The following is a 26,791-nucleotide window of genomic DNA, read 5'->3' on the forward strand; positions in this document are numbered from 1 at the left end:
CGAGCATATCGGCCGCCTCCGGGCCAAGCGCATCCACGAGCTTCGCCGTGACTTCGGCGCGCAACGCCGCGGCGCTCAGCTTGCGGCAGCGCAGCGCCAGCGGTCCGCCGATGAAGACGACGAGCGCTGCGTGCTCGGCATCCTTGCTGGCGTCGCATGCAAACAGGCCCGGCATGTCGCGCCACATCACCATGCCGCTCAGATCCCGTTCGCGCCAGAACGGCTTGGGGTAACGGATCAGTATCTTGACCACCGCGCCGCTTTCCCAGACGCCAAGCGCCTTCTTCAAGGCCGCCGGCAAGGCGGGCTGAAAATCGAGCTTGTCGGCCGTCGCAGGCGGCAGGGCGACCAGGGCCTCGCGCGCCTCGATGGCAGCACTGCCCGAGACGACGCGAACGCCTGACGGTCGGCGCTCGATGCGAATGACCGCTTCGTTCAGCCGCAGCCGGTCGCCGAGGTCGCCGGCAAGGTCCTCGGCCAGCGACTGCATGGTTTCGCGCAGAAAATACTGCAGCTCCGGCACTTCGTTGGTGATGCGGCGATCATTGTCGATCAGATACCAGAGCAGCAGCTTGTCCAGCGCCAGGCACCACAGGCCCTCGATCATCGAACGGAAGGCCGCCTTGGCATCGGCCGGATCCTCCTGGCGTTGCAGCCAGCCGGCGACGGTCAGCCCAGCGATCGCGGGATCGTCCGGCTCGATTCGGTTCATGCGTTCGCGGATCGCCATCGCGGTCACATAGGTCCGCTCCGCCTGGCCGGCCGACATCGACGGATGGGTGATGAAATCGCCATAGACATAGGTCTCGACGAATGTCTTGCCGCGCGCCTTAGCCAGCGCCATCAGCTCTGGCATGTCCTCGCACAGGAACTGGCCGCCACGGTCGATCAGCTCGCCGAGCCCGTTCCGCGTCGCCTCCACCCGCCCGCCGACCCGGTCGCGCGCTTCCAGCACGAGGAAATCGATGCCGGCCTTCTTCAGCTCGAGCGCGGCCGTCAGGCCGGTGAAGCCGGCCCCGACGATGACGACTCCGGTTCTGTCAGCTGCCGTCGTCAATAGCCGGCCTTGATCTTCTCGAACGCGGCCACCATGCCATCGGCAAGCGCGTAGGCGGCGCCCGCTCCGACGGTGACGACGGCGGCAAGAGCAAGGCAACGAATCGTGGAATTCATGACGCGAAACTCCCCCGTCGCGAAAAGCGACGGGGGAGGTTAGGAGAATTCCCGGGCGTTGGCGAGCCCGTCCGCCGGAGCGGACGGGACACCAGAATCAGGCCTAATAGCCGGCTTTGATCTTCTCGAACTCGGCGATCATCTTGAGCTTCAGCTCGGAAGGCAGCGGCTGCTGGAACAGCGTCTTGTCGACCCACTTTTCCACATTGTCGTAGCCCTTTTCCTTCAGCACCGCCTGGTCGACACCGGCCATGCCCTTGGCGTTGGCCTGGCCGTAGCCCCAGTCCTTGACCAGAATGTTGGCGACCGAGGGATCGTTGACGGCATTTAGATAGTCATAGGCCTTGTCGACATTGCCCGGCGCATCCTTGAACAGCACATAGCCGCACACCCAGGTCGACATGCCCTCTTCGGTGTCCTTCCTGGACTTGATCGGCACGCCTGCGGCCTGTGACTGCACCGCCGCGTCGTTCCAGGCCCAGGCGAGATCCACCTCGCCGCCGGAGAGCAGCTGCACGATGTCGGTGGTGTCGGTCCAGTAGGAGCGCACGTTCTTGTGCACCTGGCGCAGGAAATCCGAGGCCTGCTTGAACTGGTCGTCCGTCATCTTGGTCCAGTCCTTGAGCCCGATGGCGAGGCTTGCCAGCGCATAGGCGTCGTCGACATTGTCGCCGATCGAGACCCGGCCCTTGAACTTCGGATCGGCGAAGGCCTTCAGCGACTGCACGTCCTTCTCGTCGATCTTTTCGGAATTGTAGGTGAGCTGGGTGTCGCCCCAGTCCCACGGCATGAACCAGGCCTTGCCGTCGGCTGTGGTAGCGAGATCCTTCATCGCCATGATGCCGGGATTGAGGTCCTTCCAGCCCATGATCTTCGACGTATCGAGCGGCTGCAGCAATCCGGCCTCGCGCCATTTCACCACGCTTTGCGAACAGGGATGGCCGAGATCGGCCTTGAAGCCGGAGCGCACCTTTTCGAAGGCCTCGTCCTCGTCGCCGAAGAAGGCGAAGGTCGGCGAGTCGCCATCCTTCTCGACATACTTCCCGTGGAAGCTTGGATCCTCATAGCCGGACCAGTCGAACACGATCAGGTCCTTGTCGGCGGCAACCGCCAGCGCCGCCGCGGAAGCGGCGAGCACACCGGTCAGTGCCAGGGTCAGCGTCAGGCGTCGGCTCAGGGTTCTCATTGCTGTTCCATCCTCCTTGTCTTTTCCGCCGGCTCGTCGGCCGGCCTTCTTCTCATGGGTAGTGCCTGGGAAATGCCGCCGCCAGGAACGCATTCGCCGCCTGCAGCGCGGTTTCGCGGGTGGTGTCCTCGGTGCCCATCATCAGCCGCAGCCAGAGCCCCTCGAGCATGCCGCTGAGCGCCAGCGCTATGACCTGGGGTTCATAGGTGTAGCCACCGCTCTCCTTGAGCTTCGCACAGAGATCGATGAAGACCTGCTGGTAGTAGTTGTCGCGCGAGCTGCTCAGCGCCTGGTAGGTCGGCCGCGACTTGGCCTCGCCCCAGAAGGCCAGCCATGCCGCGAGCTTGCGCTTGTTGCAGATCGAGCGGTCGAAGTCGGCCCACACCAGCAGCTGCAGCTGCCTTGCCGGATCATCGCCAGCCTTCTGCAGGGCCGCGCGCCAATGCGCCGAATATTCGTCATACATGTGCTGCAGCGTGGCGATCAGCAGCTTTTCCTTGCTCTCGAAATGGAAGTTGACGATGCCGCGCGACAGGCCGGCGCCATCGGCGACATCGGCCATCGTCGTCTCCGCGTAGCCGCGCTTGGCCAGCGAATCGATCGTCGCCTCGATCAGCTGCAGCTGCCTGACCTCCTTCGAGGCCTTGCGGCCGCGCTTTTCGGCGTCGCCCTTTCGCGACGGTTCGGGGAGAACCTTCCTGGCCTCTGCAGTCTTCATGAGCGTCACGGTCTCCAGCATCGCCGGCTATACCACCGGCTTCCAACCGCGCAGATGAGTGGGACGGTGCTCACCACTGTCAAGCACCTTCTGCATCGCCTCCCAGGTATGGATGTTCTTGTCGACATAGGCGGCACCCACCACGGCGGCGACAGGCCAATAAAGCGGCCCCTTGAGCCGCGCCAGCTCGTCGCGCGCCACTTCGCGATACCAGGGATTGCGGTCGCGCACGGCGATATCGGCGAAGCCCGCCAAGCGCATCGCCTGCGCATAGCGCGCCGGCGAGGCCATGGTGAAGGACAGGCCTTCGGCCGCGACATAGGCCTTCATCTCCGGCGACGGTTCGCCGTCATGCGCAATCATCCAGTTCGACGCGGCGAAGACGCCACCCTGCTTCAGCACGCGAAAGATCTCGGCGAACAACGCGTCCTTGTCGGGCACGTGCAGCAGCGCATCCTTGGAGAAGACGACATCGAAGGATGCGTCAGCGAAGGGAAGCGGACCGGGCGGCGCCTGGATGAAGCTGGTGCGCTCGCCGAGAGATCTCGCGGCCGCCCGTTGCCTGGCGGCCTCGATGACGGGTCCTTCGACATCGAAGCCGGTGGCATACGCCGCGCCGTGACGCTTGACCAGATGCAGCGTGATCCCGCCGGCGCCGCAGCCGATGTCGAGGATCGTCTTGCCCTTCAGCGACAGGCCTTCTACCACCCTGTCGACCTCCTCGGGTCCGCCCGGCGACAGATAGCCGTCGCCCCAGAGCGCCTCCAGGAAGCGAATGGCGGTGTCGTCGTACTCCGGCTCGGCGTCCGCCGTTTCGATCATCGGATCTCAACCCAAGATTTCGAAAGTGGCCAGTTCCAATTGCCCGCAAAGCCTAGCGCATAAACAGGAAAACGCAACACCATTTGTTGAACATTCATTCAAAATGGCTAGACAGAAATCCTTGATCCGTGCCAAATTCGACGCATCGGGGAACAGACCACACAAAAAGAAGGGCATCCGGATGGAGGTTGAGCGCACATGAAGGCGTGGGATGCGATCGTCATCGGAGGCGGCCACAACGGCCTGGTCAATGCCTGTTACCTGCAGCGCGCCGGGCTCGACGTGCTGGTCGTCGAGAAGAACGACTGGGTCGGGGGCGCCGCCACCAGCCGCGAGCTGACGCCAGGCTTCCTTTATTCCAACTGTTCCTACGTCTGTTCGCTGTTCCGGCCAGAGATCATGCGCGACCTGGAGCTGCCGCGCTTCGGGCTGCAGGTGATCTCCTATGAAGGCGGCGCGGTGTTCACACGCGACGGCGACTATCTCGCCAACTACCGCGACCATGACGCGCATCGCCGCGAGTTCGCCCGCTTTTCCAGGCGCGACGCGGAGGCCTATGACCGCTATTCGCGCGACGTGACGCGGCAATGCCGCTTCATCCAGCCGCTCTTGATGCGCACCGCGCCCGACCCGACCAGTTTCAAGCCGCGCGACCTCGGCGAAATGCTCTATCTGGGGAAAAAGTTCGCTGGCCTAACGGCCGAGGAGATGGCGCTGACCTTGCGCTTCTGGACGATGTCGATCTCGGACTTCCTCGACGAGTATTTCGAGACCGACGTCATCAAGGCTAACTTCGCGCTGTCCGGCATCATCGGCACCGCGCTCGGGCCGATGTCGCCGGGCACGGCCTACGTGCTGCTCCACCACTATATGGGCGAGGTCGACGGCTCGGTCGGCGCCTGGGGCTATGCGCGCGGCGGCATGGGCGCCGTCACCAAGGCGCTGGCCGCGTCCTTCAGGGCCTCCGGCGGCACCATCCGCACCGGCGCCGAGGTCGATCATGTGCTGGTCAGGAACGCCAAGGCCAAAGGCGTCGTGCTCGCCGGCGGCGAGGAGATCTACGGCAAGCTCGTCATCTCCAACGCCGACGTCAAGCGCACCTTCCTGAAGCTGATCGAGGAGAAGGAACTGCCCGACATCTTTCTGCGCCGTGTCAGGAACTTCAAGATCCGCGGCTCCTCCGGCAAGGTCAACATCGCGCTGGATTCGCTGCCCGAATTCCGGGCCCTGCCCAAGGATTCGCCGGTCTATCGCGCCGACATGCACTTCACCGATTCCATCGAGCGCATGGAGCGCGCCTATGACGACTGGAAGGCCGATCGCTGGTCGGCCGACCCCTTCCTCGACATGATGATCCCGACCACGCTCGACCCGACCATGGCGCCGCCGGGAAAACATTTCATGAGCTGCTTCGTGCAATACGCGCCGCCGAAGATTGACGGCCGCGACTGGACCGACGCCGACCGCGACGGCTTCGCCGAAAGCGTGATTTCGCAGATCGCCGCATACTCGCCCGGCTTCCGCGACCGCATCGTCCATATGGAGGTGCGCACGCCGCGCGAAATCGAGGCCGAGGTCGGCCTCACCGAAGGCAACATTTTCCAGGGCGAACTGACCTTCGACCAATTGCTGTTCAACCGCCCGGTGCCTGGCTACGCGCAATACCGCTCGCCGGTGGGCGGGCTCTATATGTGCGGCTCCTCCACCCATCCGGGCGGCGGCGTCATGGGCGCGCCCGGACGCAACGCCGCCGCCGAGATCCTGCGCGATCTCGCCAAGCCAACCTCACATATGAGCCCGGCCCATGACGTCATCTGAAGTGAATTGGGATGCCATCGTCATCGGCGGCGGCCACAACGGCCTCGTCGCCGCCGCCACGCTGGCGAAATCGGGCCGCAAGGTGCTGCTGCTCGAAGCAGGCAGTGATGTCGGCGGCGCCGCCCGCACCGAGGAATTCGCGCCCGGCTTTCGTGTCTCGGCGGTCGCCCACCTGCTCAACCGCCTGCATCCCGATGTGGTGAAGACGCTGGAGCTGGAGCGCCGCGGCCTCAAGGTCGAGCGCGCCGATATCGTGCCTTCGGTCGCGCTGTCGAAGGACGGCCCGCTGGTGCTGCACGGTGCCTATGGCGAGGTGCTGACCGGCGCCAGCCCCACCGAGCAATCCGCATGGAAGGAACTGCGCGCGCAGCTGCTTCGCTATGCCGGCGTGCTGAAGCCGTTCCTGTCGCGCCGGCCGCCGGATCTTGCCGGCATGTCGATCGCCGAGATGACCGGCCTCGGCCAGACCGCGCTGGCGCTGAAGCGGCTCGGCAAGGAGGACATGCGCGACTTCCTGCGCGTGCTTTTGATGAATGCTTACGACCTGCTCGACGAGCAGCTTTCGGACGACAGGCTGAAGGGCCTGCTCGCTTTCGACGCGACGCTCGGCTCCCATCTCGGCCCGCGCTCGCCGACCTCGCTGCTCGGTCTCTATTACCGGCTGGCCGGCGAGATCGGCGGCCTTGCCGGCGCGCAGATGCTGCCGAAAGGCGGCATGGGCGCCATCGTCGCCGCCATCCGCGCGGCGGCCGAGAGGGCAGGTGTGACGATCCGCCCGGCATCGCCGGTCGCCAAGGTCGTCGTCGAGAAGGGCCGCGCCGTCGGCGTCGTCACGCAAGGCGGCGAGACGCTGCGGGCAAAGACTGTCGTTTCCGCCATCAATCCGGCGACGACCATCCTCGATCTCGTCGGCCCGCGCGAGGTCGACACGGGCTTCGTGCGCAGGGTGAAGAACATCCGCATGAAGGGCGACGCGGCGAAGCTGCATCTGGCGCTCGACCAACCGCCGCAATTTTCCGGCGTCGGCGCTGCCGGCCACAAGGGCCGGTTGGTCATCGCGCCCTCGCCCGACCATGTCGAGCGCGCCTTCAACCCGTCGAAATATGGCGCGTTCTCGCCCGAGCCGGTGATGGAGATCACGCTGCCCAGCCTGGCCGATGCCTCGCTGGCACCCTCCGGCGCCTGCGTGCTCTCGGCCGTGGTGCAATATGCCCCCTATGCGCTGCGAGCGGGCTGGGCCGCCGGCAGGCCGCAATTCCTCAAGGCGATCATGGCACAGCTCGAGACCTACGCGCCGGGCATCGGCGCGACGGTGCGCCATGCCGAGCTTCTGACGCCTGCCGACATCGAGGCGCGCTACCGCATGCCCGGCGGCCACTGGCACCATGGCGAATTGCAGGCCGACCAGATGCTGGTGTCGCGGCCGGTCTCCGGCTGGTCGGGCTACGACACCCCGCTCGAAGGACTGTTCCTCGCCGGAGCCGGCTCGCACCCGGGCGGCGGCATCTCCGGCGCGCCCGGCCTCAACGCCGCGCGCCGCATCATCGCGATGAGGGCATGAGCATGGCGCAAGCAACCAGGAAGAAGCCCGTCGAGACCGAGGCCGATGCAGCGCTCGAAGCCCGCACCATCGCGCAATCACACTTCCGCACGCTGCGGCTGGGCACGCCCTTCCAGCCGCGCATCGACGCGCTGGGCTTGAAGCAGGAGTGGTACAGCTGGGCCGGCTATCGCGCCCCGCACTCGTTATGGGACGAGGAGCTCGAATATTTCGCCATCCGCAGCCAGGCGGCACTCTTCGACATCTCGCCGATGACGAAATACCGCATCGAGGGGCCGGACGCCGAAGCCTATCTCGACCGTGTCACGCTGCGCGACGTGACCAGGCTGAAGCCCGGCCGCGTCCACTACACCGCCTGGTGCGACGACGAAGGTTTTGTCCTCGACGACGGCACTTTGTTGCGGCTGTCGCCGACGCGCTTTCGCCTCTGCTCGCAGGAGCGGCATTTGCCCTGGCTGCTCGACAGCGCCATGGGCTACGAGGTCAACGTCGAGGAGGAGACCGAAGCCGTCGCCGGATTGGCGCTGCAAGGCCCGACCTCCTTCGCCATCCTGCGCGACGCCGGCTTTGCCGGTGTCGAGCGGCTGAAGGTTTTCGACCTCGCCGAGTTCGCGCATGACGGCGCCACCGTTACGATCTCGCGCACCGGCTTCACCGGCGATCTCGGCTACGAGCTGTTCGTGCCCGCCGACAAGGCGCTGAGCCTGTGGGACCGGCTGATGGCGGCGGGCGAACTGCGCGGCATCCGCGCCATCGGCTACACGGCGCTGAACCGCGCCCGGCTCGAAGCCGGCCTGATCGTCGCCAATGCCGACTTCACCACCGCCGAGCATGCCATTCGCGCCGACCGCCTGCGCATGCCGGACGAGGTCGGCCTCGGTTTCATGGTCGATCCCGAGAAGGGGCACTTCAACGGCCGACGTGCCATTTTCGAAGCGCGGACGAAGAGGAAGCTGCGCCTCGTGCTGGTCGGGCTGGAGATCGAGGGCAACATCCCGGCCGAGCATGCCATCGTCTACTATCGCAAGAGCCAGGAGGTCGGGCTGGTCAGCGCCGCCATGTGGTCGCCGATGGCCAAGCGCAACATCGCTCTCGCCTCGCTGCAGCGGCCTTATGGCGATACGATCGTCGACGACCTCTGGGTCGAGATCTACGCCATGCGCGAGCTGCAGTACCAGAAGCTGATGAAACGCGCGAAGGTGGTGCAGCGCCCCTTTATCAGGCTCGACCGTCGCACCGCCAGCCCGCCGGCGGATTTTTGACATGGCAAGCCAAGCGGACGACGATCTTCTTCAAGCGCGGAGAGATGAATGCCGAGACGCTCGAGGTCTACCGCATCTGCGCCCGCCTAGATCACGAAGACCCCTTGCCCCGCGATCGCGGCGTCGGCAAGGACTGGCTGAAGCGCATCGGCTGCGTGCTGTAACCTAACCTATCGTTCTCTCCAGCACGCTCAACCAGTTGCGATAAGCGATCTTCTCGATCAGCGCGCGCCCGAAGCCGCCTGCGGCCAGCGCATCGATCAGCTTGGGCAGGCCGGCGACATCGCCGATCACCGCCGGGATCATCGCGCCGTCGAAATCCGAGCCCAGCCCGACGCCATCCTCGCCTAGCGCCTGCAGCAGCGAGTCGATATGGCGGACCATGATGTCGAGCCCGGTATCGGCGTTCATCTTGCCATCCTCGCGCAGGAAGCCGGTGGCGAAGTTCAGGCCGACCATGCCGCCTGTCTCGCGGATCGCGCCGAGCTGCCAGCCGGTCAGGTTGCGCGAATGGCCGCAGATCGCATGCACGTTGGAATGGGTAGCGACCAGCGGCGCATCGCTGAGCGCGACCACGTCGCGAAAACCCTTTTCGTTGAGATGCGAGAGGTCGATCATGATTCTGAGCTGGTTGCAGGCCTTGACCAGCGCCTTGCCCACGTCGGTCAGGCCGGGCCCTGTGTCCGGCGACGACGGAAAGCGAAACGGCACGCCGTTGCCGAAGGCGTTGGGGCGGCTCCAGACGATGCCCAGCGAGCGCAGCCCCGCGACGTGCAGCACGTCTAGCATGGCAAGCTCGGGATCGATCGCCTCGACGCCTTCGATATGGAACACCGCCGCGATCGAGCCCTTCGCCATCGCCTCGCGCACGTCACCGGCGCTGCGGCAGACGGTCAGCGCGCCTGCCCGCTCCAGCCTAAACAGGATCGAGGCCATGCCGATGGTCGATGTGACCGCCTCGGCACGCGGCAGCTCCGGCGGCAGGGGTTCGTTGTCGCTCGGCGCCGGCGGCACGGCGCTGCGCTTGGTCTTCTGGATCGGCGGCGGGAAGATCGCGAACATGCCGCCGGCAAAGCCACCCTTTTTTGCGCGGGGCAGGTCGATATGGCCGCCCGGCGTGCCTTCGATGAACAGCTTTTCGACATCCGCTTCCTTCGACTGGTAGAGCCTGAGCAGCGTGTCGTTGTGGCCGTCGAAGACGGGGATGAGGTCGGTTGCGGTCATCAGGAGGCCATTGGCTTGAGGTGGCGGGCCGCGGACGGCGAATGCGCCCGCGGACGATACCTCTACTTAGGCAAGATGGCTAAATCGCGCAAATGCCAGACCGGCGCTTGGATTTGTGGCTGCCGACCCAAAGGGGCGGCGACTACTGCTTCAGCACGTCGGCCCATTCCGGATGGCGGCGGAACTGGGCGTTGGCGAACGGGCAGAGCGGGATGATCTTCTTGCCGGCCGCGCGCGCGTCCTCGACGGCGCGGGTGACGAGGCGAAGCCCCGCGCCCTGGCCGCGAAACACGTCCGGCACCTCGGTGTGGTCGATGATGAGCTGGTGCTCGCCGATCTTGGTGAAGGTCATCTCGGCCTCGGCGCCGCCGGGCCCGCGCAGAACATAGCGGCCCTTGGAGCCGCGATCCTCCAGTTCGATCTCGGGCAATTGATCAGCCATTGCTCACGCTCCCTTCAACCGGCAAGGCGGCGAAGAACCGCCGCGCCGCCTCGATTTCGTTCGGCCGCACCTCGTGCCCACCATCGTGCCATTCCACTGTGACATCGGCGCCATCGGCGCGCAAATAGGCCTCCAGCCGTGACGTCAGGCTGGGCGGACAGATCGGATCGCGTTTGCCGGCCGTGATCAGCATATGGCGGCCGGCAAGGCTGCCTTTCACCTGCGGCTCGAACGGGATCAGCGGATGCATCAACGCCGCCGCGTCGAGCAGGCCTGGCTGCGCAAAAGCCACCGAGGCCAGGATGTTGGCGCCGTTGGAATAGCCGAGCCCGAGAACTGCCGAGGGTTTCGCCGCCTCGACATGCGCCTTCATAAAGCCGGCGATCTTGCCGGTCGCCCGCGCGAGGTCGTCCATGTCATAGACGCCCTCGCCGGTGCGGCGGAAGAAGCGCGCGGCGCCCTGCTCCGACACGTCGCCGCGCGGCGACACGATGGTTGCCGAGGGCAGAAGCTCGCGCCCCAGCGATATCAGCTGGTTCTCATCGCCTCCTGTGCCGTGGAAAACGAACAGCAGCGGGCTGCCCGGCGAACCGGGCAGCAGCTTGTGGAAGTAGGCATCCTTGCTCATGGCTCAGTCTTCCAGCTTCTGCAGGTGCTGTTCGAGATAGGGCCGCAGGTGCTGGTGCTGCGTCGGCAACTTCAGCGCCTCGCCGAGATGGGCGGTGTCCTCGTCGCGGTTGAAGCCCGGCTCGTTGGTCGCCACCTCGAACAGCACGCCGCCCGGCGTGCGGAAATAGATCGCCCAGAAATAGTCGCGGTCGATCACCGGTGTCACGCCGTAGCCCGTATCGACCAGCGCCTTGCGGACCTCGAGCTGCCTGGCGCGATCCTCGACCGCGAATGCGACATGGTGGACCGAGCCGGCGCCGAGATTGGCGAAGCCGGCACCCGGCAACGATTCGATGTCGACCACATCGGCGCCATTGCCGTTCTTGATCGCCAGCCGGCGGATATTGCCGGACTTGTCGACCTCCTCGTAGCCCATGAACTTCAGCAACTCCTCGGTGGCGCCGCCGTCCTTCAGCCTCAGGGCGACCGAGTGAAAACCGCGGATCGCCTCGTCGGTCGGGACCCCGCCCTTCACCCAGGGCGCTCGGCTATCGGACCTGTCCTCGACCAGCGCAAAACCGTCGCCGTCGGGACCGGCGAAGTTGAGCCGCTTCTCACCGAAGCTCTCCGTGCGGGAAACGCCGCTCACGCCTTCGTCGGCGAAGCGCTTTTCCCAATAGGCAAGCGTGCCTTCGGGCACCGAATAGACCGTGGTGCCAACCTCGCCCACCCCATGCCGGCCCTTGCCGATATTGGGGAACGGGAAATAGGTCATCACCGAACCCGGCGTGCCGACCTCGTCGGCATAGTAGAGATGGTAGACGTCGGGCGCGTCGAAATTGACGGTCTTCTTGACCCGGCGCAGGCCGAGTTTCCTGGTGAAGAATTCATTGTTCAGGCGTGCATCGCTGGCCATCGAGGTCACGTGATGCAGGCCCTTGATCTGGTCGAGCATTGTCTTGCTCCTTCCTTTTTGGCTGGTGCGGCCCTCGCCGCTGTCCACGCCAATATGAGGATCGGCACGGCCGCGGCAAAGGACGCAAACACAGAATGGACTGTGCTGTAAAAGTGAACAATATCGCACTGTTTGTTCACCAATCAATAGATGGGCAGGGGCCTTGCGCGGCGGCCTGAATTCGGCTCCATGAGCGGCGTGCCGGATAAGGAGCAAGCGCGTGGCCAGCAAGAGCGGACGCCCCAACATTCTCCTGATCACATGCGACCAGTGGCGCGGCGATTGCCTCTCCGCCGCCGGTCATCCCGTGGTGAAAACGCCGAATGCCGACGCGCTTGCCGCCGAGGGCGTCCTGTTTCGCCGGCACTATGGCGGCGCGGCCCCTTGCTCGCCGGCGCGCGCCTGCCTCTATACCGGCCTCTATCAGATGAACAACCGCGTCTGCCGCAACGGCACGCCGCTGGATGCCCGCCACGGCAACATCGCGCTTGCCGCCCGGGCGCTTGGCTATGACCCGACGCTTTTCGGCTATACCGACGTCTCGCTCGATCCGCGCCTGCTTTCACCCGGCGACCCCAGGCTGAGAACCTATGAGGGCGTCCTGCCCGGCTTCACGGTGCGCCAATTCCTGCCCGAGCATCAGAAGCCTTGGCTATCCTGGCTGCGGGCCCAAGGCATCGACGTCAGTGCCGGCCATCCGGACATCCACCGCCCGGTTGGCGAACCGAGCGACCCCGTGTCCAATGCGCCACCCGTTTACTCGCAGGACCAGACGCCGACGGCTTTCCTCGCTGGTGAGTCCATCCGCTGGCTGGGCGAGCAGGAGCGCGGCGCGCCCTGGTTCGCGCATCTCTCTTTCATCAGCCCGCACCCGCCCTTCATCGTGCCTGGGCCCTACAACACCATGTATGATCCGGCCGACGGTCCCGCTTTCAGTCGCGCCGGGCGCTGGCAGGCCGAGGCCGAGAGCCACCCTTACCTCGCTTACGATCTCGACTGCCGGATGCGGCAGAACTTCCGCCCCGGCGCCGAAGGCAGGGTGCGCGACTGGGGCGAGGACAATATCCGCGCCATCCGGGCCATCTATTACGGCATGATCTCCGAAGTCGACGCGCAACTCGGACGCCTTTGGCAGGCGCTCAAGGCGGCGACAGCCTGGGACGAGACCGTGATCGCGCTGACCTCCGACCACGCCGAGATGATGGGCGAGCATTTCATGCTCGGCAAGGGCGGCTTCTTCGACGGCAGCTACCACATCCCGCTGATCATCCGCGACCCGCGCCTGGGCCATGCGACCGGCGGCAAGGTCGACTGCTTCAGCGAAGCCGTCGATATCCTGCCGACCCTGCTCGATCTCCTCGGCGAGGATCCGCCACCGCACCTCGACGGCCGCTCACTGAAACCGTTCCTGGAAGGCGGCGCGCCGCGCGACTGGCGCGACGCCGCGCGTTGGGAATTCGATTTCCGCTCGGTGGCCGACGGCGAGGCCGAGCGCCACTTCGGCATCGGCTCGCGCCAGTGCAACCTCGCCGTCATCCGTTCGAACGACTTCAAATATGTGCATTTCGGCGGCGGCCTGCCGCCGTTGCTGTTCGATCTTGCGAGGGACCCGGGCGAACTGACCAACGTCGCCAACGATCCTGCCTATCTCGCGGTCCGACTGCAATTTGCTGAAAGGCTGCTGGCCTGGCGGGCCGAGCATCTCGACCAGTCGCTGGCGCTGGCGGAGCTAACGGAGGATGGCGTGGTTGGATATGTGAATAGGCAGTAGGCAGTAGAAAAGCTTGCTTCCCTACTGCCTACCGCCCAACTCCCATTGCCTTTACTTCACTATCATCCTCTGCTGGTCCCGCTGTTCGGCGTAGCTGCCCTTGTCATAGGCCGCCTGCGCTTCGAGCTGTTCCTTGGTGAAGGTGGTGTAGAGGTACTTCTTGCCGTCCTTGTCGGTCATGAATTTGAGGTTGTCCATGCCGACAGCGACTTCCTTTTCGCCGATGCCGAGGAAGCCGCCGACATCGACGATCACCGCGTCCGGCTTGTTGTCGGGCGTCAGCACGACATCGCCGATCTCGCCGACCTGGACATCGTTGGCGCCGTAGACGGTCGTCCCTTTCAGGTCGTCGCCCCGGATCTCGCCGACCGGCATCTCCGTCAGCGTCGACTTATCGATTGCCGCGGTCTGTGTCGGGTCGGTTGCCTTGGCGTCAGGCGCAGGAGCGGCCGGGGCCTCGGCTGTCTTGTCCATCGGCGCCGGAGCGGTCGCAGTCGGAGCCGCGGCCTTCGGGACCTCGGTCGACGCTGTGGTTGCCGGCGCCGGATCGTAGGCCTTGCGGTTGAAGTCCGGCTGCGCCTGCAGCTCTTCCTTCGTGGTCTCGGCGACCAGCCAGCGATCGCCGTTCTTTTCGGCCCACTTGGCCTTGGCGAAGTCAAAGGCGACGTTCTTTTCGCCTATGCCGAGGAAGCCGCCAACGCCGATGACGAGCGCCTCGGCCTTGCCGTCCTTGGTGAGAACGATGTCATTGACGTCGCCGATGTTCTGCGCGTCGTCGGCTGTGCCATTGTAGACGGATTCGCCGATTATGTTGGTGGCGAGGTTGCCATCCGCCTTCTTCACCGGTTCAGCCGGCGCGGCATTCATATCGACAGGCTTCTGCGCGCCAGTGCCGTCCGTCGTGGTCGACGGCGCCTGCGCTGTCGTGTCGGTCTGAGCAGCCGGTGCCGGATCATACGGCTTCCTGTCGAAGTCCGGCAGGGCCGTCAGGGCTTCCTTCGTCGTCTCGGCGACAAGCCAGCGGTCGCCGTTCTTCTCGACCCATTGCAGCTTGTCGTAGTCGAAGGCGACGTCCTTGGCTCCTATGCCAAGGAAACCGCCAACGCCGATGATGGCGGATTTCGCCTTGCCGGTCTCGTCAAAGACGACATCACTGACCTTGCCGATATCCTGGGCATCGTCGGCCGTGCCGTTATAGACGGACTCGCCGATGATGTTGGTGGCAAGGCTGCCCTCGGCACGCATCACCGGGGCGGCCGGCGCCTCGTTCTGCGTGGCTGGCGCCGGGGTCGTCGCTGTCTGCGCGTAGGCGCCGGCTGCAATCAGTGTGGCGAGCGCGGTGGTCGCAAAAAGGGTGCGTATCATGATGCTTCCTCCTCGTGCATGATTTCGGGTCCACCGCACCGTCGCTGGAGGATCGGCCGCGGCGTTTCTACAGGTTCACAACGTCGTGACCACATCGTTGTTCCGAAAAATGCGGCTGCGCGCTTCGGACAAGCCCATGAAATTGCTGGCGCTGGCCGGTTTCACCGGACCCGGGAACCTTTCTCTAGCCATTCCGTTTCAGCCTGCGGCTGAGCCTATCGCGGCTCGGTGTGCGACAACGGAGTGGGGCATGCGATTTGCGGCGGTGCTGAACCGGGATGGCGGCACGTTGCGGACAACCGATCTTTCCGGCTTCTGTGACCGGCTGCGCCAAACGCTCGAGGCGGCCGGCCATTCCGTGGATGTCGATGTGGTTGCCGGCGAAGACATTGCAGCGGCCCTCCAAAAGGCGGCCCGGCGGCGCGACGTCGATGTCGTACTGGCCGGCGGCGGCGACGGCACCATTTCGGCCGCAGCCGGCCTGCTGATGAACCGCAAGACGGCGCTGGCCATCCTGCCGGCAGGCACGATGAACCTCTTCGCCCGCGGGCTCGGCGTTCCGCAGACGCTCGACGCGGCGCTGAAGTCCTTTGCCGATGGCGAGGTGATAGCGGTCGACATGGCGAGCGCCAATGGCCGGCCTTTCATCCACCAATTCTCCATCGGCCTGCACGCCAAGATGGTGCAGCTGCGCGAGGGCATGGAATTCGGCTCGCGCCTTGGGAAGATGCGGGCCTCGGCGCGTGCCGCCTGGGCGACGATCAAGAACCCGCCGGCCTTGAAGGTGACACTCACCATCGGCGAGGCCGAGATCGTGACCCGCGCCACCGGCATCGGTGTCACCAACAACCTGTTCGGCGAGGGCCACCTGCCCTATGCCGACAACCCCGCCGGCGGCGTGCTCGGCATCTACATCTCGGTGGCGCGCAGGCGTGGCGAGCTGGTCAGGGTCTTCTTCGACATGGCGCGTGGCAAATGGCGCGACAGCGCCCATGTCGAAATCCATCAGGCGGAGAGTGCCAGGCTGAAAATCCATGCCGCGAGCAGCAAATACCGCGCCGTTATGGATGGCGAGCTCGTCCAACTCGAACGCGAGACCGAGATCGCAATTCACCCCGGTGCGCTAAAGGTGCTGGTGCCGTCTCGGGTCGCGCGGGCAGAGGCGGCGTGATGCACCGGGAAACGAGATGGACGCGGACGTGGCCTCTAGCCCTTGGGCCCCTGCTCGGTGGTCGGAGCTTTGATGACTTCGCCATAAATCTCCGCGATCCCCCACGCAACGAATGCCAGAAGCAGCCCTGCGACAAGAATCTTGAGCACATTGACCCCCCAGCGTCCCTGGCGGGCTTTCTCCTCGGGAATGATCTTGGTCATGGTCGGCCTCCGTATCGTTTGGCACCGGCCGGCGCGTCTGGCAGAATATGGTCGGGTAACGGTTCCTCGCCGCGAAGGTTCCGCAGCCTGGGGCGTTGGCATATGTCGGCACCGCGGGTGCTGGCTGCAGGACGCGGCATTTGGGGGCTTGGTGGATAGCAGGGTGCGCAAAACGCCGGGACTGCCGGCCGATGTCCTTGGCGCGGTGAAGGCGGAGCACCGCCTGGCCGTGCTTCATGGTCTGCTTGACACGGAGCCCGATCCTGATTTCGACCGCGTCACCGGTCTTGCCGCCGCTGTGCTTCAGGCACCGATCGCGCTGATCACCCTCGTCGATGCCGAGCGCCAGTGGTTCAAATCCAGCCTGGGCCTGGGCGAAACCGAAACCACCACCGGAATGCCCTTCAGTGCACATGCCATCGCCGCCGGCGACGAGCCGATGGTGGTGACCGACGCGACCCTCGACCCACGCTTCGCCGCGAGTCCCGCAGTCACCGGCAAGCATCATGTCCACTTCTATGCCGGCGTGCCGATGGTCGTGGCAGGCGCCCGCATCGGCACGCTCTGCGTGCTCGACCGCAAGCCGCGCGCCTTTCCGTCGGCTGATCAGCTCGGCCAGCTGAAGGCGCTGGCCGAACTCGCCGCCAGCCTGTTCGCGCTGAAGGACGCAACCCGCAGCGGCGCTATCGCAAAAGAGGCGCTGGCGCAGGAGGAAAAGCGCCGCGCCATCGCCCTCGACGCCGCCTCGCTCGCCAGTTGGGCATGGGACATCCGCACCGACATCATCGAATGCGACGTGCTGCTGTCCGAACTTTTCAACCTGCCGCGCTCGAACCGGCTGAAGGCGCGCGACATCCTGGCGGCCATCGATCCGCGCGACGTCTATCAGACCGAGACGCGCTTTCGCGACGCGCTGACCGGTAGCGATGACTATTTCGGCGAATACCGGGTGAAGGGTATCTACCCGCCGCGCTGGATCGCCACGCGTGGCCGCGTCATCGAACGCGAGGACGACGGCAAGCCGACACTGATCTTCGGCGTCAACTACGACATTACCGAGCGCAAGCTCGGCGACGAGCGCCAGCGGCTGTTGCTGCGCGAGCTGAACCACCGGGTCAAGAACACGCTGGCGACGGTGCAGGCGCTGGCGACGCAGACCGTTCGCCACGCCCGCCGGCCGAGCGAGTTCTTGGAAGCCTTCGGCGCAAGGCTGCAGGCGCTGGGCGCCGCCCACAACCTCCTGTCCGATCGCGAATGGCGCGGCATCGGCATCAACGAGCTGGTGCAGGTCGAGGTCAAGCCGTTCGATAGCGCCGAGCAGCCGCGCATGACGATCACTGGCGACGACTTGCTGCTCACCCCCGACCAGGCGGTCGGGCTCGGACTGATCCTGCATGAACTGGCAAGCAACGCCCTGCAGCACGGATCGCTGTCGGTAGCGTCCGGCAGGGTCGAACTCGGCTGGAAGACGCACGGCAGAAAGGGCACTCGTCGCCTGGTGCTGACCTGGCGCGAAACCGGCGGCCCTCAGGTGGAGCCGCCGGATCGTCACGGCTTCGGCTCGATCCTGATCCGCCGCGGCCTGACCAAGGTCATCTCCAGCGCAGTGAAGCACGAATTCCGCCCGGACGGCGTCTTTGCCGAAATATCGATGCCGTTGGAGGATCTGCCCAAATAGCTATGGAACTTGAGCAATTCCAGGACAAGTGCGAACCGGTTACCTGGAATCGTTCTAGCCTGTCTCGTTGTCCGGATCCTTGCCGTGGTCCGGCTTCGCATTCTCCCGGTAGATCGCATAGGCAACCAACGCCAGCGCCGGACCAAGAACGGCGCCGAGCCCGCCCTTCCCCTTGAGCAGAACTGGTAGCGCGGCGAGCGCGGCGGTGATGCCAAGCGCCTTCATATCGGCGAGGCGCCGGCGTGCCCGGCGCCGCGCCCGCAGGCCCGCCGACAACTGGTAGACAACAAGGATAAGTCCGGCGATCAAGAGGAAGCCGATGCCGAAGCCCAGCGAGGCCGCCATCGGGCCATAGCGTCCGGCGGCCCAGATATAGGCCGCGCCGATGAGGAAGCCGAGGCCGGTGAGTGCCGCGAGCGCCGCAACGCCGTAGACGATCGCCATCGTCCGCGCGCGGCCGAGCGCCGCGACGGCCTCGCCGGAGGCGACAGCCGAAATCAGCGATGCCAGCATTCCCATCTGTGCGGAACTAGCGCCGCGCCAGAAGCGCGAACAGAAAGCCGACACCTGCCGCGATCGCCAGCGAGGTCACCGGCTTTTCGCGCACATTGGCGGCGATCTGCGCCTCGATGTCCCTGGCATTGCCGCGCAATCCTTCGAAGGCAGCTTCGCCTTGGGCGCGCAATTGCTCGACGCCTTCGCTGGCGGCCCGCCGCGCCGTTCCATAGCCGTGCTCGCCGGTCTTCGCCAACTGCTTGGTCAGTTTTTCGATGTCGGCTTTCAGTTGCCTGATGTCGGCTTCGAGGTCTGGACTCGTCCGGCCGTCATTCGCGGCTCTTCCTGCGGCGCTCGCCATGGCTTAACTCCTTGCGTTTGCTTGCTTTCAACGCCCGACACACGGCAAGGTTCCGAGCCAGTAAATGGAATTGGCGGAACCCTTCGGCGAGGCCGTGCCGGATCCGGACCGCTCGCTCCTGTCTCATCAAAAATTCGTCGGCGCTCCGACATAACTTTTTAAATGACAGCGCGCCCGATAGCGCTCATGACTGCCTCTTCTGGGAGGCATATCTGAGGAGATTTTGCTAGGTGCCATTGCTTGACGGATTGCGGATTCTCGTCCTGGAAGACGAATTCCTCATCGCCGCGGATGTCGAACAGCTGTGCCGCGACTATGGCGCCGGCGACGTGGTCGTTGCGGGCGACCTCACCGAGATCGAGCCGGAGCATGTGGCCGCCCGATTCGACGCCGCCATCGTCGACCTGATGCTGAGCGGCGCCTCTACCCTCGACTTCGCCTCGCGGCTGCGCGAATCCGGCCTGCCCTTCATCTTCGCCTCCGGCTATTCCGACCTGGACGAATTGAAGACGTCCTTTCCGGAGATCAGGCTGGTCAGCAAACCCTTCTCCGGGGAGGATCTTGTCGAGGCGGTGGCGGCGGCCTGCGGCCGCGGACCGCTGGCATGAGTGCTGAAAGCCGGCTTCGAGGTCGCCCGGACCCTTAGGCGGCGTTCGACCCTGTCACTTGCGCCGATATCGCATCCGGACCGTACTCGTCTTCGCCGGATATCTTCAGGATTTCCTGCAGCCTGGCACGTGCACGGCTGACACGGCTCTTGATCGTTCCGACGGCGCAGCCGCAGATTTCCGCCGCTTCCTCGTAGGAAAAGCCCGATGCACCGATCAGGATGATGGCTTCGCGCTGATCCTCCGGCAACTGTTCGAGCGCGCCTCGAAAATCCTTCAGATCGAGCTGGCCGTGCTGGGCCGGATGAACGGCGAGCCTCGCCGTCATGATGCCGTCGCTGTCCTGCACTTCGCGGCCGCGCTTGCGCATCTGCGAATAGAACTCGTTGCGCAGGATTGTGAACAGCCAGGCCTTGAGATTGGTGCCCGGCTGGAAGCTTTCATGCTTGTCCCAGGCCTTGACCAGCGTTTCCTGCACCAGATCGTCGGCCTTGTCGGCGTTTTGCGTCAGCGATACCGCAAAGGCGCGCAGGCTCGGGATCGAGCCGAGCAGGTCGGTCTTGAAGCTCTGCGAGACGGCCGCCATGCTTCAATCCTTTTTCCGTGCGGGGTCTGCCTGCTCCAATTGACTGAGCAATTGGGAGAAGCGGTCCGGCACCTGATCGGAGACCAGCTCGTCGTAATATTGCTTGAGTTTGCGGCCGATTTCCGAGTTTGGCCCGAGCGGGTCGCCGGAAATAGCCCGGCGCCTGCCTGCGGCGCCAGCCGAAGTGTCTTTCGTCATATCCTTCATTTCGCCCTTTATTTCCAGCACCCTGGCCGCCCCTAACACACAACGCAAAGCGGCACCCTCGTCTGGTTGCCCGTCCCGACCTCAAACGTCGTCCCCTTATATTAGTTCCACACCATAGGAACTTTTTCGGAAAGCCGGCGTTTCATTTTTTCGGGGCTTGCCATCGGCTTGACCGGCAACCTATGCAACTGCGTCATCTGAGGGAGACGTCAATCATGAGCCTTTCCGCCACCATCGCGCCGCATCTGCCGTTCCTGCGCCGCTTCTCGCGCGCCGTCTCCGGATCGCAGGAGAGCGGCGACGCGCTGGTCGCCGCGATGCTTGAGGCCATCATCTCCGATGTCGACATCTTTCCCCAGGCGTCGAACGACCGCATCGCGCTCTACAAGGTCTTCGCCAGGCTTTTCACGTCGGTCGCCATCCGTGTTCCGCAGGAACACGCACAGTCGGCATGGGAACAGCGGGCGGCCGCAAATCTCAACGCGATTGCCCCTCGGCCCCGGCAGGCCTTCCTGCTGGTCGCCGTCGAAGGCTTCAGCGAGGACGAGGCGGCCGAGATCCTGGATGCCGACGAGCAGGAATTCTCCGATCTGCTTGCCCAGGCGAGCAACGAGATTTCCCGCCAGGTGGCGACCGACGTGCTGATCATCGAGGACGAGCCGCTGATCGCCATGGACATCGAGGAAATGGTCGAGAGCCTTGGCCATCGCGTCGTCGGCACCGCGCGCACCCATGCCGAGGCGGTGGCGATTTTCGGCAAGACCAGGCCGAAGATGGTGCTGGCCGACATCCAGCTTGCCGACGGCAGCTCGGGCATCGAGGCCGTCAACGAGATCCTGTCCTCCACGCCGGTGCCGGTGATCTTCATCACCGCCTTTCCCGAGCGCCTGCTGACCGGTGAGCGGCCGGAACCGGCCTTCCTGGTGACCAAGCCGTTCAACCCGGACATGGTGAAGGCGCTGATCAGCCAGGCGCTGTTCTTCGATCGGCAGGCCAAGGCTGCGGCGTAGTACGGGGTGCCGCGCGCCCCGCCGCCGTCCGCCATCCCGCATGAAATAGAGCTTTTCGGCGCGTCTCGGACGGGCGTCGCGGCGAGACTTTGGAATTCGCATCCCACCCCTTCCAGGGATCGTCTTTTTCGGTAAATGGTGGAACAAACGCTACCCACCCACGTTTTACCGCAGCATAGGAAGGAGACGGATCATGCTTTACTGGGCGCTCGTTTTTCTCGTCGTGGCGATCATCGCCGGTGCGCTTGGTTTCGGCGGCATCGCCGGCACCTCGGCCGGCATCGCGCAGATACTCTTCTTCATCTTCCTCGCCTTCCTGATCATCTCGCTCATTGCCGGCCTGTTCAAACGGGCGTGAGGGCGAGCCTCCGAACACTGGAAGCCGCACCCCTCAAACGGTTTCCAGCCCCCGCCGGGCGGTATCCTCCAACGAGATGCCGCTCGGCGGACCGTATCTGGATCCTCATTTCAGGAACCCATTTTGCAATAGGCCGTTCAGCCTGAGTTCGGTGGCAAGCGATCGATGCGTTCCAAGGCCGCAAACATGAGCAACAGCGGGCAGGGCGAAGAGGTCATCGCCCTGCATCCGGCCGAAAGCGGAATGCAGCTTGGCCGGGCTCTTCTCCACGCGCTGCACAACGCCGGCATCTCGGTGCTCTACCAGGACCGCGAGATGAAGACGATCTGGGCGCGCAACATGCGCGCGCCATGGGCCTCGGACACGCCAGACAGCAACGGCATCCTGCCGCCGGCGCAGGCCGAGCGTATCGGCGCCGCCAAGCGCAGCGTCATAGCCTCCGGCAACCCTGAACGGCTCGAGCTCGGCGTGCCCGCCGAAGACGGCGTCCGCTGGTTCCAGGTCTGGATCGACGCCGATCACAGCGACGGCGGCGAGGTGCAGGGCGTCGTCACCACCATGGTCGAGACCACCGAGCAGAAGCGCCGCGAGCAAACGCTCAAGACGCTGCTGCGCGAGGTCAGCCACCGCTCGAAGAACCTGCTCGCCATCATCCAGAGCATCGCCAGCCAGACCAGTCGCTATTCCGGAACGTCGGGTGATTTCCTAACGCGCTTCCGCGGCCGGCTGCAGTCGTTGGCCGCCTCGCAGGATTTGGTGACATCCTCCAACTGGCGGGGTGCGGAGCTTCACGAGCTCGTTTCCGGCCAGGTCGGCCGCTATGCCGCCGACCCCAGACGCTGCGTGCGCTTCGAGGGCGCAAACCCCTACCTCAATCCCAACGCCGCCTTGCATGTCGGTCTCGCCATGCATGAGCTCGCCGTCAATTCGGTTAGCTACGGCGCCCTGTCGCGGCCGAACGGCCATGTCAAGGTGACGGCCAGACTGACGACTGCCGCCGACGGCGAACCTGCTCTGTCGCTGATCTGGGTCGAAGCCATCGGAGGCCGTGAGGTCGGGCACAACGAGAAGCGCTTTGGCAGCGTCGCCCTGGAACGCGTCGTGCCGACGTCGCTGAACGGCACGGCGACGCTCGAGATCACGGAAGATCGCCTCGAATATGGCCTCGTCATTCCCAAGGGCAATTTCGAAACGGACTGACATGGATCGACAGGCGCGCCGAAGACGGCGCTGTGGCCCGCGGACAACATCCTTAACCGGCTGTTCACCATAAAGTCCGATGCTGTTCTTCCCAGATGACGCTGAAACCTGGCGATGGCCTGCGGCCGCCGTCGGGTCCGGCGCAACAGGGGAGGAATCGTCTTGACGGTTGCCGACATGAACAGGCTGGAGCAGGCCGCTCGCGTCTCGATGAGCGGTTTCCAGGATGCCGAAGCTCCGCCCTCGACCTCGGCCCGCGCCACCCATCCCGTGCTTCGGCTGGTCGCCGTTGCCTTGGTCGCGGCCATCGCGCTGACACTGGCCACGCAGTTCAACTGACGCCCGCGATCCGCTGTCGCGCGCCTGACCGCCAATTTATTCGATGCGGCACCGCCTGCGCAGGAACTTTGCCCGTTTTGGTCCGTTTTTGTGGCGAGAGGATTCTCGCCATGGAACATATCGCTGCCTTGCTGCTGGTTATCGGCTGCTCCGGCTCCATGACCGAATGCCGCGAATTGTCGGTGCCAGTCAGCGTCTTCGAGACCGCCGAACAATGCACTGCCGAGCGGCCTTTCGCCATGGCCGACGTTCAGGGTCAGGCTGCTCATGTCGTTGCCGAGTGCCTCGCTGTCGATCCGGCGCTGGAGGACGACTACGACCAGGTCGTCTGGAACGTGCGTGCGGATGGCACGCTCGACGCATCATTGCAGGTATCCAGCCTCGTCCTTGCCTCCAACAACAGTGCGCGCCCCGAAAAAACCTATCTTGGTCAACAATAAAATCGAGCGGGCCAAGGCTGTTGTTTCATGTTAAATGGCGGTTGTAGCCTCCTAAAGTGAGGACAAAGGAGAGGTGACTCTATGCGGAAGATGATTATTGCCATGGTTGCGGTGGTCGCTGTCAGCGGCTGCAGCACGACCGAGCAGGACGTTGGCGTTGGCGCCGGTGTCGGCGCTGTCGCCGGTGGCCTGATCGGCGGCACCAAGGGCGCGCTGATCGGTGCGGCCGTCGGCGCCGGCTCGGGTCTGCTGGTCCGCAACCTGCGCAATGGCTATTGCCAGTATCGCGACAATCGCGGCCGTCTCTACACGGCACGCTGCTGATCGCTTCGCATCAGGCGCAATAGGAACGGAGGCCGGCTCGTCCGGTCTCCGTTTGTTTGTGCCGCCTGAAAATGACCGTTCAGAGCGAACGGGATCCATTCACCCCGCCAGCGGGACCCTGATTACCACCACCAGCCCCTCGGCGCGAAAATCGCGCTTGATCGTGCCGCCCAATTCGCGCGTGACGTTGAGGTCTATCAGCTTGGTGCCGAAGCCTGTCTTGGCCGGTGCTTCGAGCTGCTTCTGCCCGGCCTCTCGCCAGTTGAGCACCAACGTCCGATCCCGGCCGCGCCCTTCCAGCAACCAGTCGACCTTGAGTGCTCCCACGGAATTGCCGGCCTCGCCATATTTCAGTGCGTTCGTCGCCAGTTCGTGGAAGGTCAGGCCGAGCGCCTGGGTGGTCGTCTCGTCAAGCAGCACCTCCGGCCCCGACAATATGTCTTCGGGAAGCTCCTTGCCGAACACCTGGCCGAGCTCGATGCGCAGGAGATCGCCGAGATCGGCCTTCTGCCAGCGCGAGCGGGTCAGCATGTCCTGGGACGCTGCCATCGCCTGCAGCCGCGCCGCGAAGGATGACGAGAACTCCTTCACGTCGGTGGCGTGCGAGGCCGTCTGGCGCGCTATCGCCAGCACCCGCGTGATCGAATTCTTGATGCGATGCTTCATTTCCTGCAGCATCAGCTCCTTTTCGAGCAGGCTCTTTTCCGTCGTCTCGTGTAGCAGCGACACTGCGTCGTAAGCCCGCTCCTGATAGCGCGCCACCAGCGCGATCGCGCCGGCGAGCAGCAGCCCGAACAGGCCGAGCATCACCGGAATGGCGCGCGACGAAGGCAGCGAGAAAGCGCTTGTCGGCCGAAACAGCACAGTCCAGGGACGGCCGGCGACGACGATCTTGCGGGTCACCAGCAGCCTGTCGCCAAAGGTCTCCACCGGCGGCGTCTCCGACCGGAAAAGGAGATTGTCGGCGTCAGGCTGGCCGTCATAGATCTCCGTGTTGACCGGCAGGAGCGGCGTGCGGCTGAGCGCCGTCTGGAACAGATCGCGGGCACGAAACGCCGCATAGAGGAAACCAGCGGTCGAGGAGCGGCTGGCGTTGATGACTTCGGGCGCGGTCTCGACATTGAGCCGCACGAAGACCAGGAAGCCGGGGAAGGTCTGAGTGGCACCGGTTCCCTGGCCGAGCTGGACCAGACCGCTTGCATGCTGCTGATCGTCGGCCATTGCCTTTTCGATCGCCGCCCGCCGCGCCGGCTCGGTGAACATGTCGAAGCCGATGCTGGCCTGGTTGGACGGGTCTATCGGCTCGAACATCACGATCGGCGTGCGCCAGGGTTGCGTCGTGGCAGGGTAGACCTGATGGGCGACGCCGTGGTCGCGCAGGATGTCGCGCTCGACCGCCGCCTCGTCGCCGGCCTTGGCCAGCCGCAGGAAGCCGATGCCGCGCAGGCCGGCGAAATTGTTGTCGACATCGAGCGCGCTGAAGAACGCCTTGAACTCGCCGCGTGAAATGTCGCCATTGCGGGCGTCGAACAGCGCCTGGGTCGAGCGCAGCAGCGAAAGATGGAGATCGATACGGCTCTCGATGCGGTTGAGCGCGTCGTCTGCTGTCGCATCGAATTTGATTCGCGCCGCTTCCTGCGTGGCGAAATAGGCGAACCCCGCCATCGTCAGGCTGATCAGCGCGACGGCGATGAAGGCGACGATCGGGAAGAACTTCTTCAAAGGATGGCGGTGCCCCTGAGCATACGCTCCTTTATGAGCAAGTCGCCGCGGCAACACAATGGCGCTGTCAAACCATCATGACGCTTGGCCCATCCGCGAGCGTCACTTAGCCGGCTTACAGACTCAAGCGGCGATCTTCAGCGCTCCCGGCCCAGGAATGGCGCCAGGCGGGCATTTGCCGAGGATGATCATGCCGAGCACCTCGTCCTGGGTGACGTCGCTGGTGCGCGCGGTGCCGACGACCTGGCCGTTCTTCATCACACAGACCCGGTCGGCGAGCTCGAACACGTCGTGGATGTCGTGGCTGATCAGGAAGATGCCGATGCCGTCGGCCTTGAGTTGCTTGACCAGTTCGCCGACCTGCGCCGTCTCCTGCGGCCCGAGTGCCGCCGTCGGCTCGTCCATGATCAGGATACGGGCATTGAACAGGATGGCGCGCGCGATTGCCACCGACTGCCTTTGGCCGCCGGAAAGCTTGATCACCGGCTCCTTGAAGCGCTGGAAACGCGGATTGAGTCGGCCCATCACCTTGCGCGCCTCGGCCTCCATCGCGACATCGTCGAGCGTGCCCCAGCCGGTCATCAGCTCGCGGCCGAGGAAGAGGTTGGCCGCGGCGTCGACATTGTCGGCGAGCGCCAGCGTCTGGTAGATCGTCTCGATGCCGTATTTCTTGGCGTCGCGCGGGTTGGAGATGTGCGCCTCCTCGCCATTGACGAAGATCTGGCCGGCGTCGCGCTTGTAGGCGCCGGACAGTATCTTGATAAGCGTCGACTTGCCGGCGCCGTTGTGGCCGAGCAGCGCCACCACCTCGCCGGGGAAGAGATCGATCGAGGCGTCGTCGACGGCGCGGATGCCGCCGAAGGCGATCGAGATGTTGCGCATGTCGATCAGCGGCGTGCCGGTGGTGGGAGCTGTCTTTTCCATGGTCGCGTCTCCTCCCTGAAGTTCTTGCTCAGACTCGCTTGCGGTAGACGGTGTCGAGCCAGACGGCGACGACCAGAACCGCGCCGACGACGATGCTCTGCAGCGGCGAGTCGATGCCGAGCAGCACCATGCCTGACTGCAGCGACTGCATCAAAAGCGCGCCGAGCATGGCTCCCAGCACGGTTCCCGAGCCGCCGGCGAGCGACGTGCCGCCGATGACGGCGGCGGCGATGACCAGCAGTTCGTCCAGCGTGCCCAG

Annotated in this window: 30 protein-coding genes and 1 pseudogene; 14 read left to right on the top strand and 17 right to left on the bottom strand. The window is 64.8% G+C overall.

The window, feature by feature from the left end; translation table 11 throughout:
- The 4 genes from EN781_RS02075 to EN781_RS02090 all read right to left on the bottom strand — a co-directional run.
- On the bottom strand, positions 1–1,057 hold a 1,057-nt coding region (locus EN781_RS02075), incomplete at its 3' end, for a flavin monoamine oxidase family protein (protein ID WP_145965437.1).
- 219 nt (positions 1,058–1,276) lie between these two features.
- Positions 1,277–2,359: an ABC transporter substrate-binding protein gene (locus EN781_RS02080; RefSeq protein WP_126058014.1), complete on the bottom strand. Its 1,083-nt coding sequence runs from the start codon at positions 2,357–2,359 to the stop codon at positions 1,277–1,279.
- A 52-nt stretch (positions 2,360–2,411) separates the two neighbouring features.
- Entirely contained in the window at positions 2,412–3,077 is a 666-nt protein-coding gene (betI, locus tag EN781_RS02085; RefSeq protein WP_245455358.1) for a transcriptional regulator BetI, read from the bottom strand.
- 27 nt (positions 3,078–3,104) lie between these two features.
- Positions 3,105–3,899 (bottom strand): methyltransferase domain-containing protein, encoded by a 795-nt coding sequence (locus tag EN781_RS02090; protein WP_126058012.1) that lies wholly within the window; start codon positions 3,897–3,899, stop codon positions 3,105–3,107.
- A gap of 198 nt (positions 3,900–4,097) precedes the next feature.
- Here EN781_RS02090 and EN781_RS02095 point away from each other — a divergent pair, with 198 nt between their 5' ends.
- The 4 genes from EN781_RS02095 to EN781_RS34085 are packed head-to-tail and all read left to right on the top strand — an operon-like array spanning position 4,098 to position 8,704.
- Complete coding sequence (locus EN781_RS02095; RefSeq protein ID WP_126058011.1) at positions 4,098–5,717, top strand: NAD(P)/FAD-dependent oxidoreductase; 1,620 nt, start codon at positions 4,098–4,100, stop codon at positions 5,715–5,717.
- Entirely contained in the window at positions 5,704–7,278 is a 1,575-nt protein-coding gene (locus EN781_RS02100) for an NAD(P)/FAD-dependent oxidoreductase (RefSeq protein ID WP_126058010.1), read from the top strand. The genes EN781_RS02095 and EN781_RS02100 overlap by 14 nt, the downstream gene beginning before the upstream one ends.
- Before the next feature lie 2 nt (positions 7,279–7,280).
- Positions 7,281–8,540, top strand: coding sequence for an aminomethyltransferase family protein (locus EN781_RS02105; protein WP_126058009.1), 1,260 nt, complete (start codon positions 7,281–7,283; stop codon positions 8,538–8,540).
- Positions 8,537–8,704: a hypothetical protein gene (locus tag EN781_RS34085; RefSeq protein ID WP_189347280.1), complete on the top strand. Its 168-nt coding sequence runs from the start codon at positions 8,537–8,539 to the stop codon at positions 8,702–8,704. The genes EN781_RS02105 and EN781_RS34085 overlap by 4 nt, the downstream gene beginning before the upstream one ends.
- Before the next feature lies 1 nt (position 8,705).
- On the opposite strand, the gene EN781_RS02110 is transcribed toward EN781_RS34085, so the two are convergent.
- The 4 genes from EN781_RS02110 to EN781_RS02125 form a co-directional block, all read right to left on the bottom strand.
- On the bottom strand, positions 8,706–9,764 hold the full coding sequence (locus EN781_RS02110; protein ID WP_126058008.1) for a dipeptidase: 1,059 nt from the start codon (positions 9,762–9,764) through the stop codon (positions 8,706–8,708).
- 142 nt (positions 9,765–9,906) lie between these two features.
- Positions 9,907–10,206 (bottom strand): GNAT family N-acetyltransferase, encoded by a 300-nt coding sequence (locus EN781_RS02115; RefSeq protein ID WP_027166574.1) that lies wholly within the window; start codon positions 10,204–10,206, stop codon positions 9,907–9,909.
- Positions 10,199–10,834, bottom strand: a complete 636-nt coding sequence (locus EN781_RS02120) for an alpha/beta hydrolase (protein WP_126058007.1) — start codon at positions 10,832–10,834, stop codon at positions 10,199–10,201. The genes EN781_RS02115 and EN781_RS02120 overlap by 8 nt, the downstream gene beginning before the upstream one ends.
- A 3-nt stretch (positions 10,835–10,837) precedes the next feature.
- The gene (locus EN781_RS02125) at positions 10,838–11,770 is read right to left on the bottom strand and encodes a VOC family protein (protein ID WP_126058006.1); all 933 of its coding nucleotides are present in this window, start codon (positions 11,768–11,770) and stop codon (positions 10,838–10,840) included.
- A 220-nt stretch (positions 11,771–11,990) separates the two neighbouring features.
- Between EN781_RS02125 and EN781_RS02130 the strand changes: the two genes are divergently transcribed.
- Positions 11,991–13,541 (top strand): alkaline phosphatase family protein, encoded by a 1,551-nt coding sequence (locus EN781_RS02130; protein WP_127399742.1) that lies wholly within the window; start codon positions 11,991–11,993, stop codon positions 13,539–13,541.
- 51 nt (positions 13,542–13,592) lie between these two features.
- Here the strand turns inward: EN781_RS02130 and EN781_RS02135 are convergent, their stop codons facing one another.
- The gene (locus EN781_RS02135; RefSeq protein ID WP_126058004.1) at positions 13,593–14,906 is read right to left on the bottom strand and encodes a PRC-barrel domain-containing protein; all 1,314 of its coding nucleotides are present in this window, start codon (positions 14,904–14,906) and stop codon (positions 13,593–13,595) included.
- A 250-nt stretch (positions 14,907–15,156) separates the two neighbouring features.
- Here EN781_RS02135 and EN781_RS02140 point away from each other — a divergent pair, with 250 nt between their 5' ends.
- On the top strand, positions 15,157–16,077 hold the full coding sequence (locus EN781_RS02140; protein WP_126058003.1) for a diacylglycerol kinase family protein: 921 nt from the start codon (positions 15,157–15,159) through the stop codon (positions 16,075–16,077).
- Between the two features lie 35 nt (positions 16,078–16,112).
- Here the strand turns inward: EN781_RS02140 and EN781_RS34090 are convergent, their stop codons facing one another.
- Positions 16,113–16,280 carry a hypothetical protein gene (locus EN781_RS34090; protein WP_189347266.1) on the bottom strand — a complete coding sequence of 56 codons (168 nt, stop codon included), beginning with the start codon at positions 16,278–16,280 and terminating at the stop codon, positions 16,113–16,115.
- A gap of 151 nt (positions 16,281–16,431) precedes the next feature.
- Here EN781_RS34090 and EN781_RS02145 point away from each other — a divergent pair, with 151 nt between their 5' ends.
- Entirely contained in the window at positions 16,432–17,958 is a 1,527-nt protein-coding gene (locus EN781_RS02145; RefSeq protein WP_189347273.1) for an HWE histidine kinase domain-containing protein, read from the top strand.
- A 54-nt stretch (positions 17,959–18,012) separates the two neighbouring features.
- Here the strand turns inward: EN781_RS02145 and EN781_RS02150 are convergent, their stop codons facing one another.
- Together EN781_RS02150 and EN781_RS02155 are read right to left on the bottom strand one after the other, a co-directional pair.
- Complete coding sequence (locus tag EN781_RS02150) at positions 18,013–18,477, bottom strand: hypothetical protein (protein ID WP_126058001.1); 465 nt, start codon at positions 18,475–18,477, stop codon at positions 18,013–18,015.
- 10 nt (positions 18,478–18,487) lie between these two features.
- Complete coding sequence (locus EN781_RS02155) at positions 18,488–18,814, bottom strand: DUF883 family protein (protein WP_126058000.1); 327 nt, start codon at positions 18,812–18,814, stop codon at positions 18,488–18,490.
- A 236-nt stretch (positions 18,815–19,050) separates the two neighbouring features.
- Between EN781_RS02155 and EN781_RS02160 the strand changes: the two genes are divergently transcribed.
- Entirely contained in the window at positions 19,051–19,422 is a 372-nt protein-coding gene (locus EN781_RS02160) for a response regulator (RefSeq protein ID WP_126059340.1), read from the top strand.
- Positions 19,423–19,456: 34 nt separating this feature from the next.
- Here EN781_RS02160 and EN781_RS02165 read toward each other — a convergent pair whose 3' ends face one another.
- Together EN781_RS02165 and EN781_RS02170 are read right to left on the bottom strand one after the other, a co-directional pair.
- Positions 19,457–20,008, bottom strand: a complete 552-nt coding sequence (locus EN781_RS02165) for an RNA polymerase sigma factor (protein ID WP_126057999.1) — start codon at positions 20,006–20,008, stop codon at positions 19,457–19,459.
- A 3-nt stretch (positions 20,009–20,011) separates the two neighbouring features.
- On the bottom strand, positions 20,012–20,215 hold the full coding sequence (locus EN781_RS02170; RefSeq protein WP_126059339.1) for a NepR family anti-sigma factor: 204 nt from the start codon (positions 20,213–20,215) through the stop codon (positions 20,012–20,014).
- A gap of 215 nt (positions 20,216–20,430) precedes the next feature.
- Here EN781_RS02170 and EN781_RS02175 point away from each other — a divergent pair, with 215 nt between their 5' ends.
- The 6 genes from EN781_RS02175 to EN781_RS02195 all read left to right on the top strand — a co-directional run bounded on the left by EN781_RS02175 (position 20,431) and on the right by EN781_RS02195 (position 23,886).
- Positions 20,431–21,225, top strand: a complete 795-nt coding sequence (locus EN781_RS02175; RefSeq protein WP_126057998.1) for a response regulator — start codon at positions 20,431–20,433, stop codon at positions 21,223–21,225.
- 193 nt (positions 21,226–21,418) lie between these two features.
- Complete coding sequence (locus EN781_RS02180; RefSeq protein ID WP_036240811.1) at positions 21,419–21,583, top strand: DUF1328 domain-containing protein; 165 nt, start codon at positions 21,419–21,421, stop codon at positions 21,581–21,583.
- A 186-nt stretch (positions 21,584–21,769) separates the two neighbouring features.
- Positions 21,770–22,783, top strand: a complete 1,014-nt coding sequence (locus EN781_RS02185) for a sensor histidine kinase (RefSeq protein WP_245455356.1) — start codon at positions 21,770–21,772, stop codon at positions 22,781–22,783.
- 162 nt (positions 22,784–22,945) lie between these two features.
- Positions 22,946–23,122, top strand: a complete 177-nt coding sequence (locus EN781_RS34095) for a hypothetical protein (protein WP_189347275.1) — start codon at positions 22,946–22,948, stop codon at positions 23,120–23,122.
- A gap of 110 nt (positions 23,123–23,232) precedes the next feature.
- Positions 23,233–23,562, top strand: coding sequence for a hypothetical protein (locus tag EN781_RS02190; protein ID WP_126057996.1), 330 nt, complete (start codon positions 23,233–23,235; stop codon positions 23,560–23,562).
- Between the two features lie 81 nt (positions 23,563–23,643).
- Positions 23,644–23,886 carry a YMGG-like glycine zipper-containing protein gene (locus EN781_RS02195; protein ID WP_126057995.1) on the top strand — a complete coding sequence of 81 codons (243 nt, stop codon included), beginning with the start codon at positions 23,644–23,646 and terminating at the stop codon, positions 23,884–23,886.
- Between the two features lie 99 nt (positions 23,887–23,985).
- On the opposite strand, the gene EN781_RS02200 is transcribed toward EN781_RS02195, so the two are convergent.
- From EN781_RS02200 to EN781_RS02210, 3 genes and pseudogenes are all read right to left on the bottom strand, one after another.
- Entirely contained in the window at positions 23,986–25,608 is a 1,623-nt protein-coding gene (locus EN781_RS02200; protein WP_126057994.1) for a CHASE domain-containing protein, read from the bottom strand.
- A gap of 123 nt (positions 25,609–25,731) precedes the next feature.
- The gene (locus EN781_RS02205; RefSeq protein WP_126057993.1) at positions 25,732–26,532 is read right to left on the bottom strand and encodes an ATP-binding cassette domain-containing protein; all 801 of its coding nucleotides are present in this window, start codon (positions 26,530–26,532) and stop codon (positions 25,732–25,734) included.
- A gap of 28 nt (positions 26,533–26,560) precedes the next feature.
- A pseudogene (locus tag EN781_RS02210) lies at positions 26,561–26,791 on the bottom strand (sugar ABC transporter permease); the annotation flags it as partial.

Source organism: Mesorhizobium sp. M4A.F.Ca.ET.090.04.2.1 (assembly GCF_003999085.1).
Lineage (GTDB): Bacteria > Pseudomonadota > Alphaproteobacteria > Rhizobiales > Rhizobiaceae > Mesorhizobium.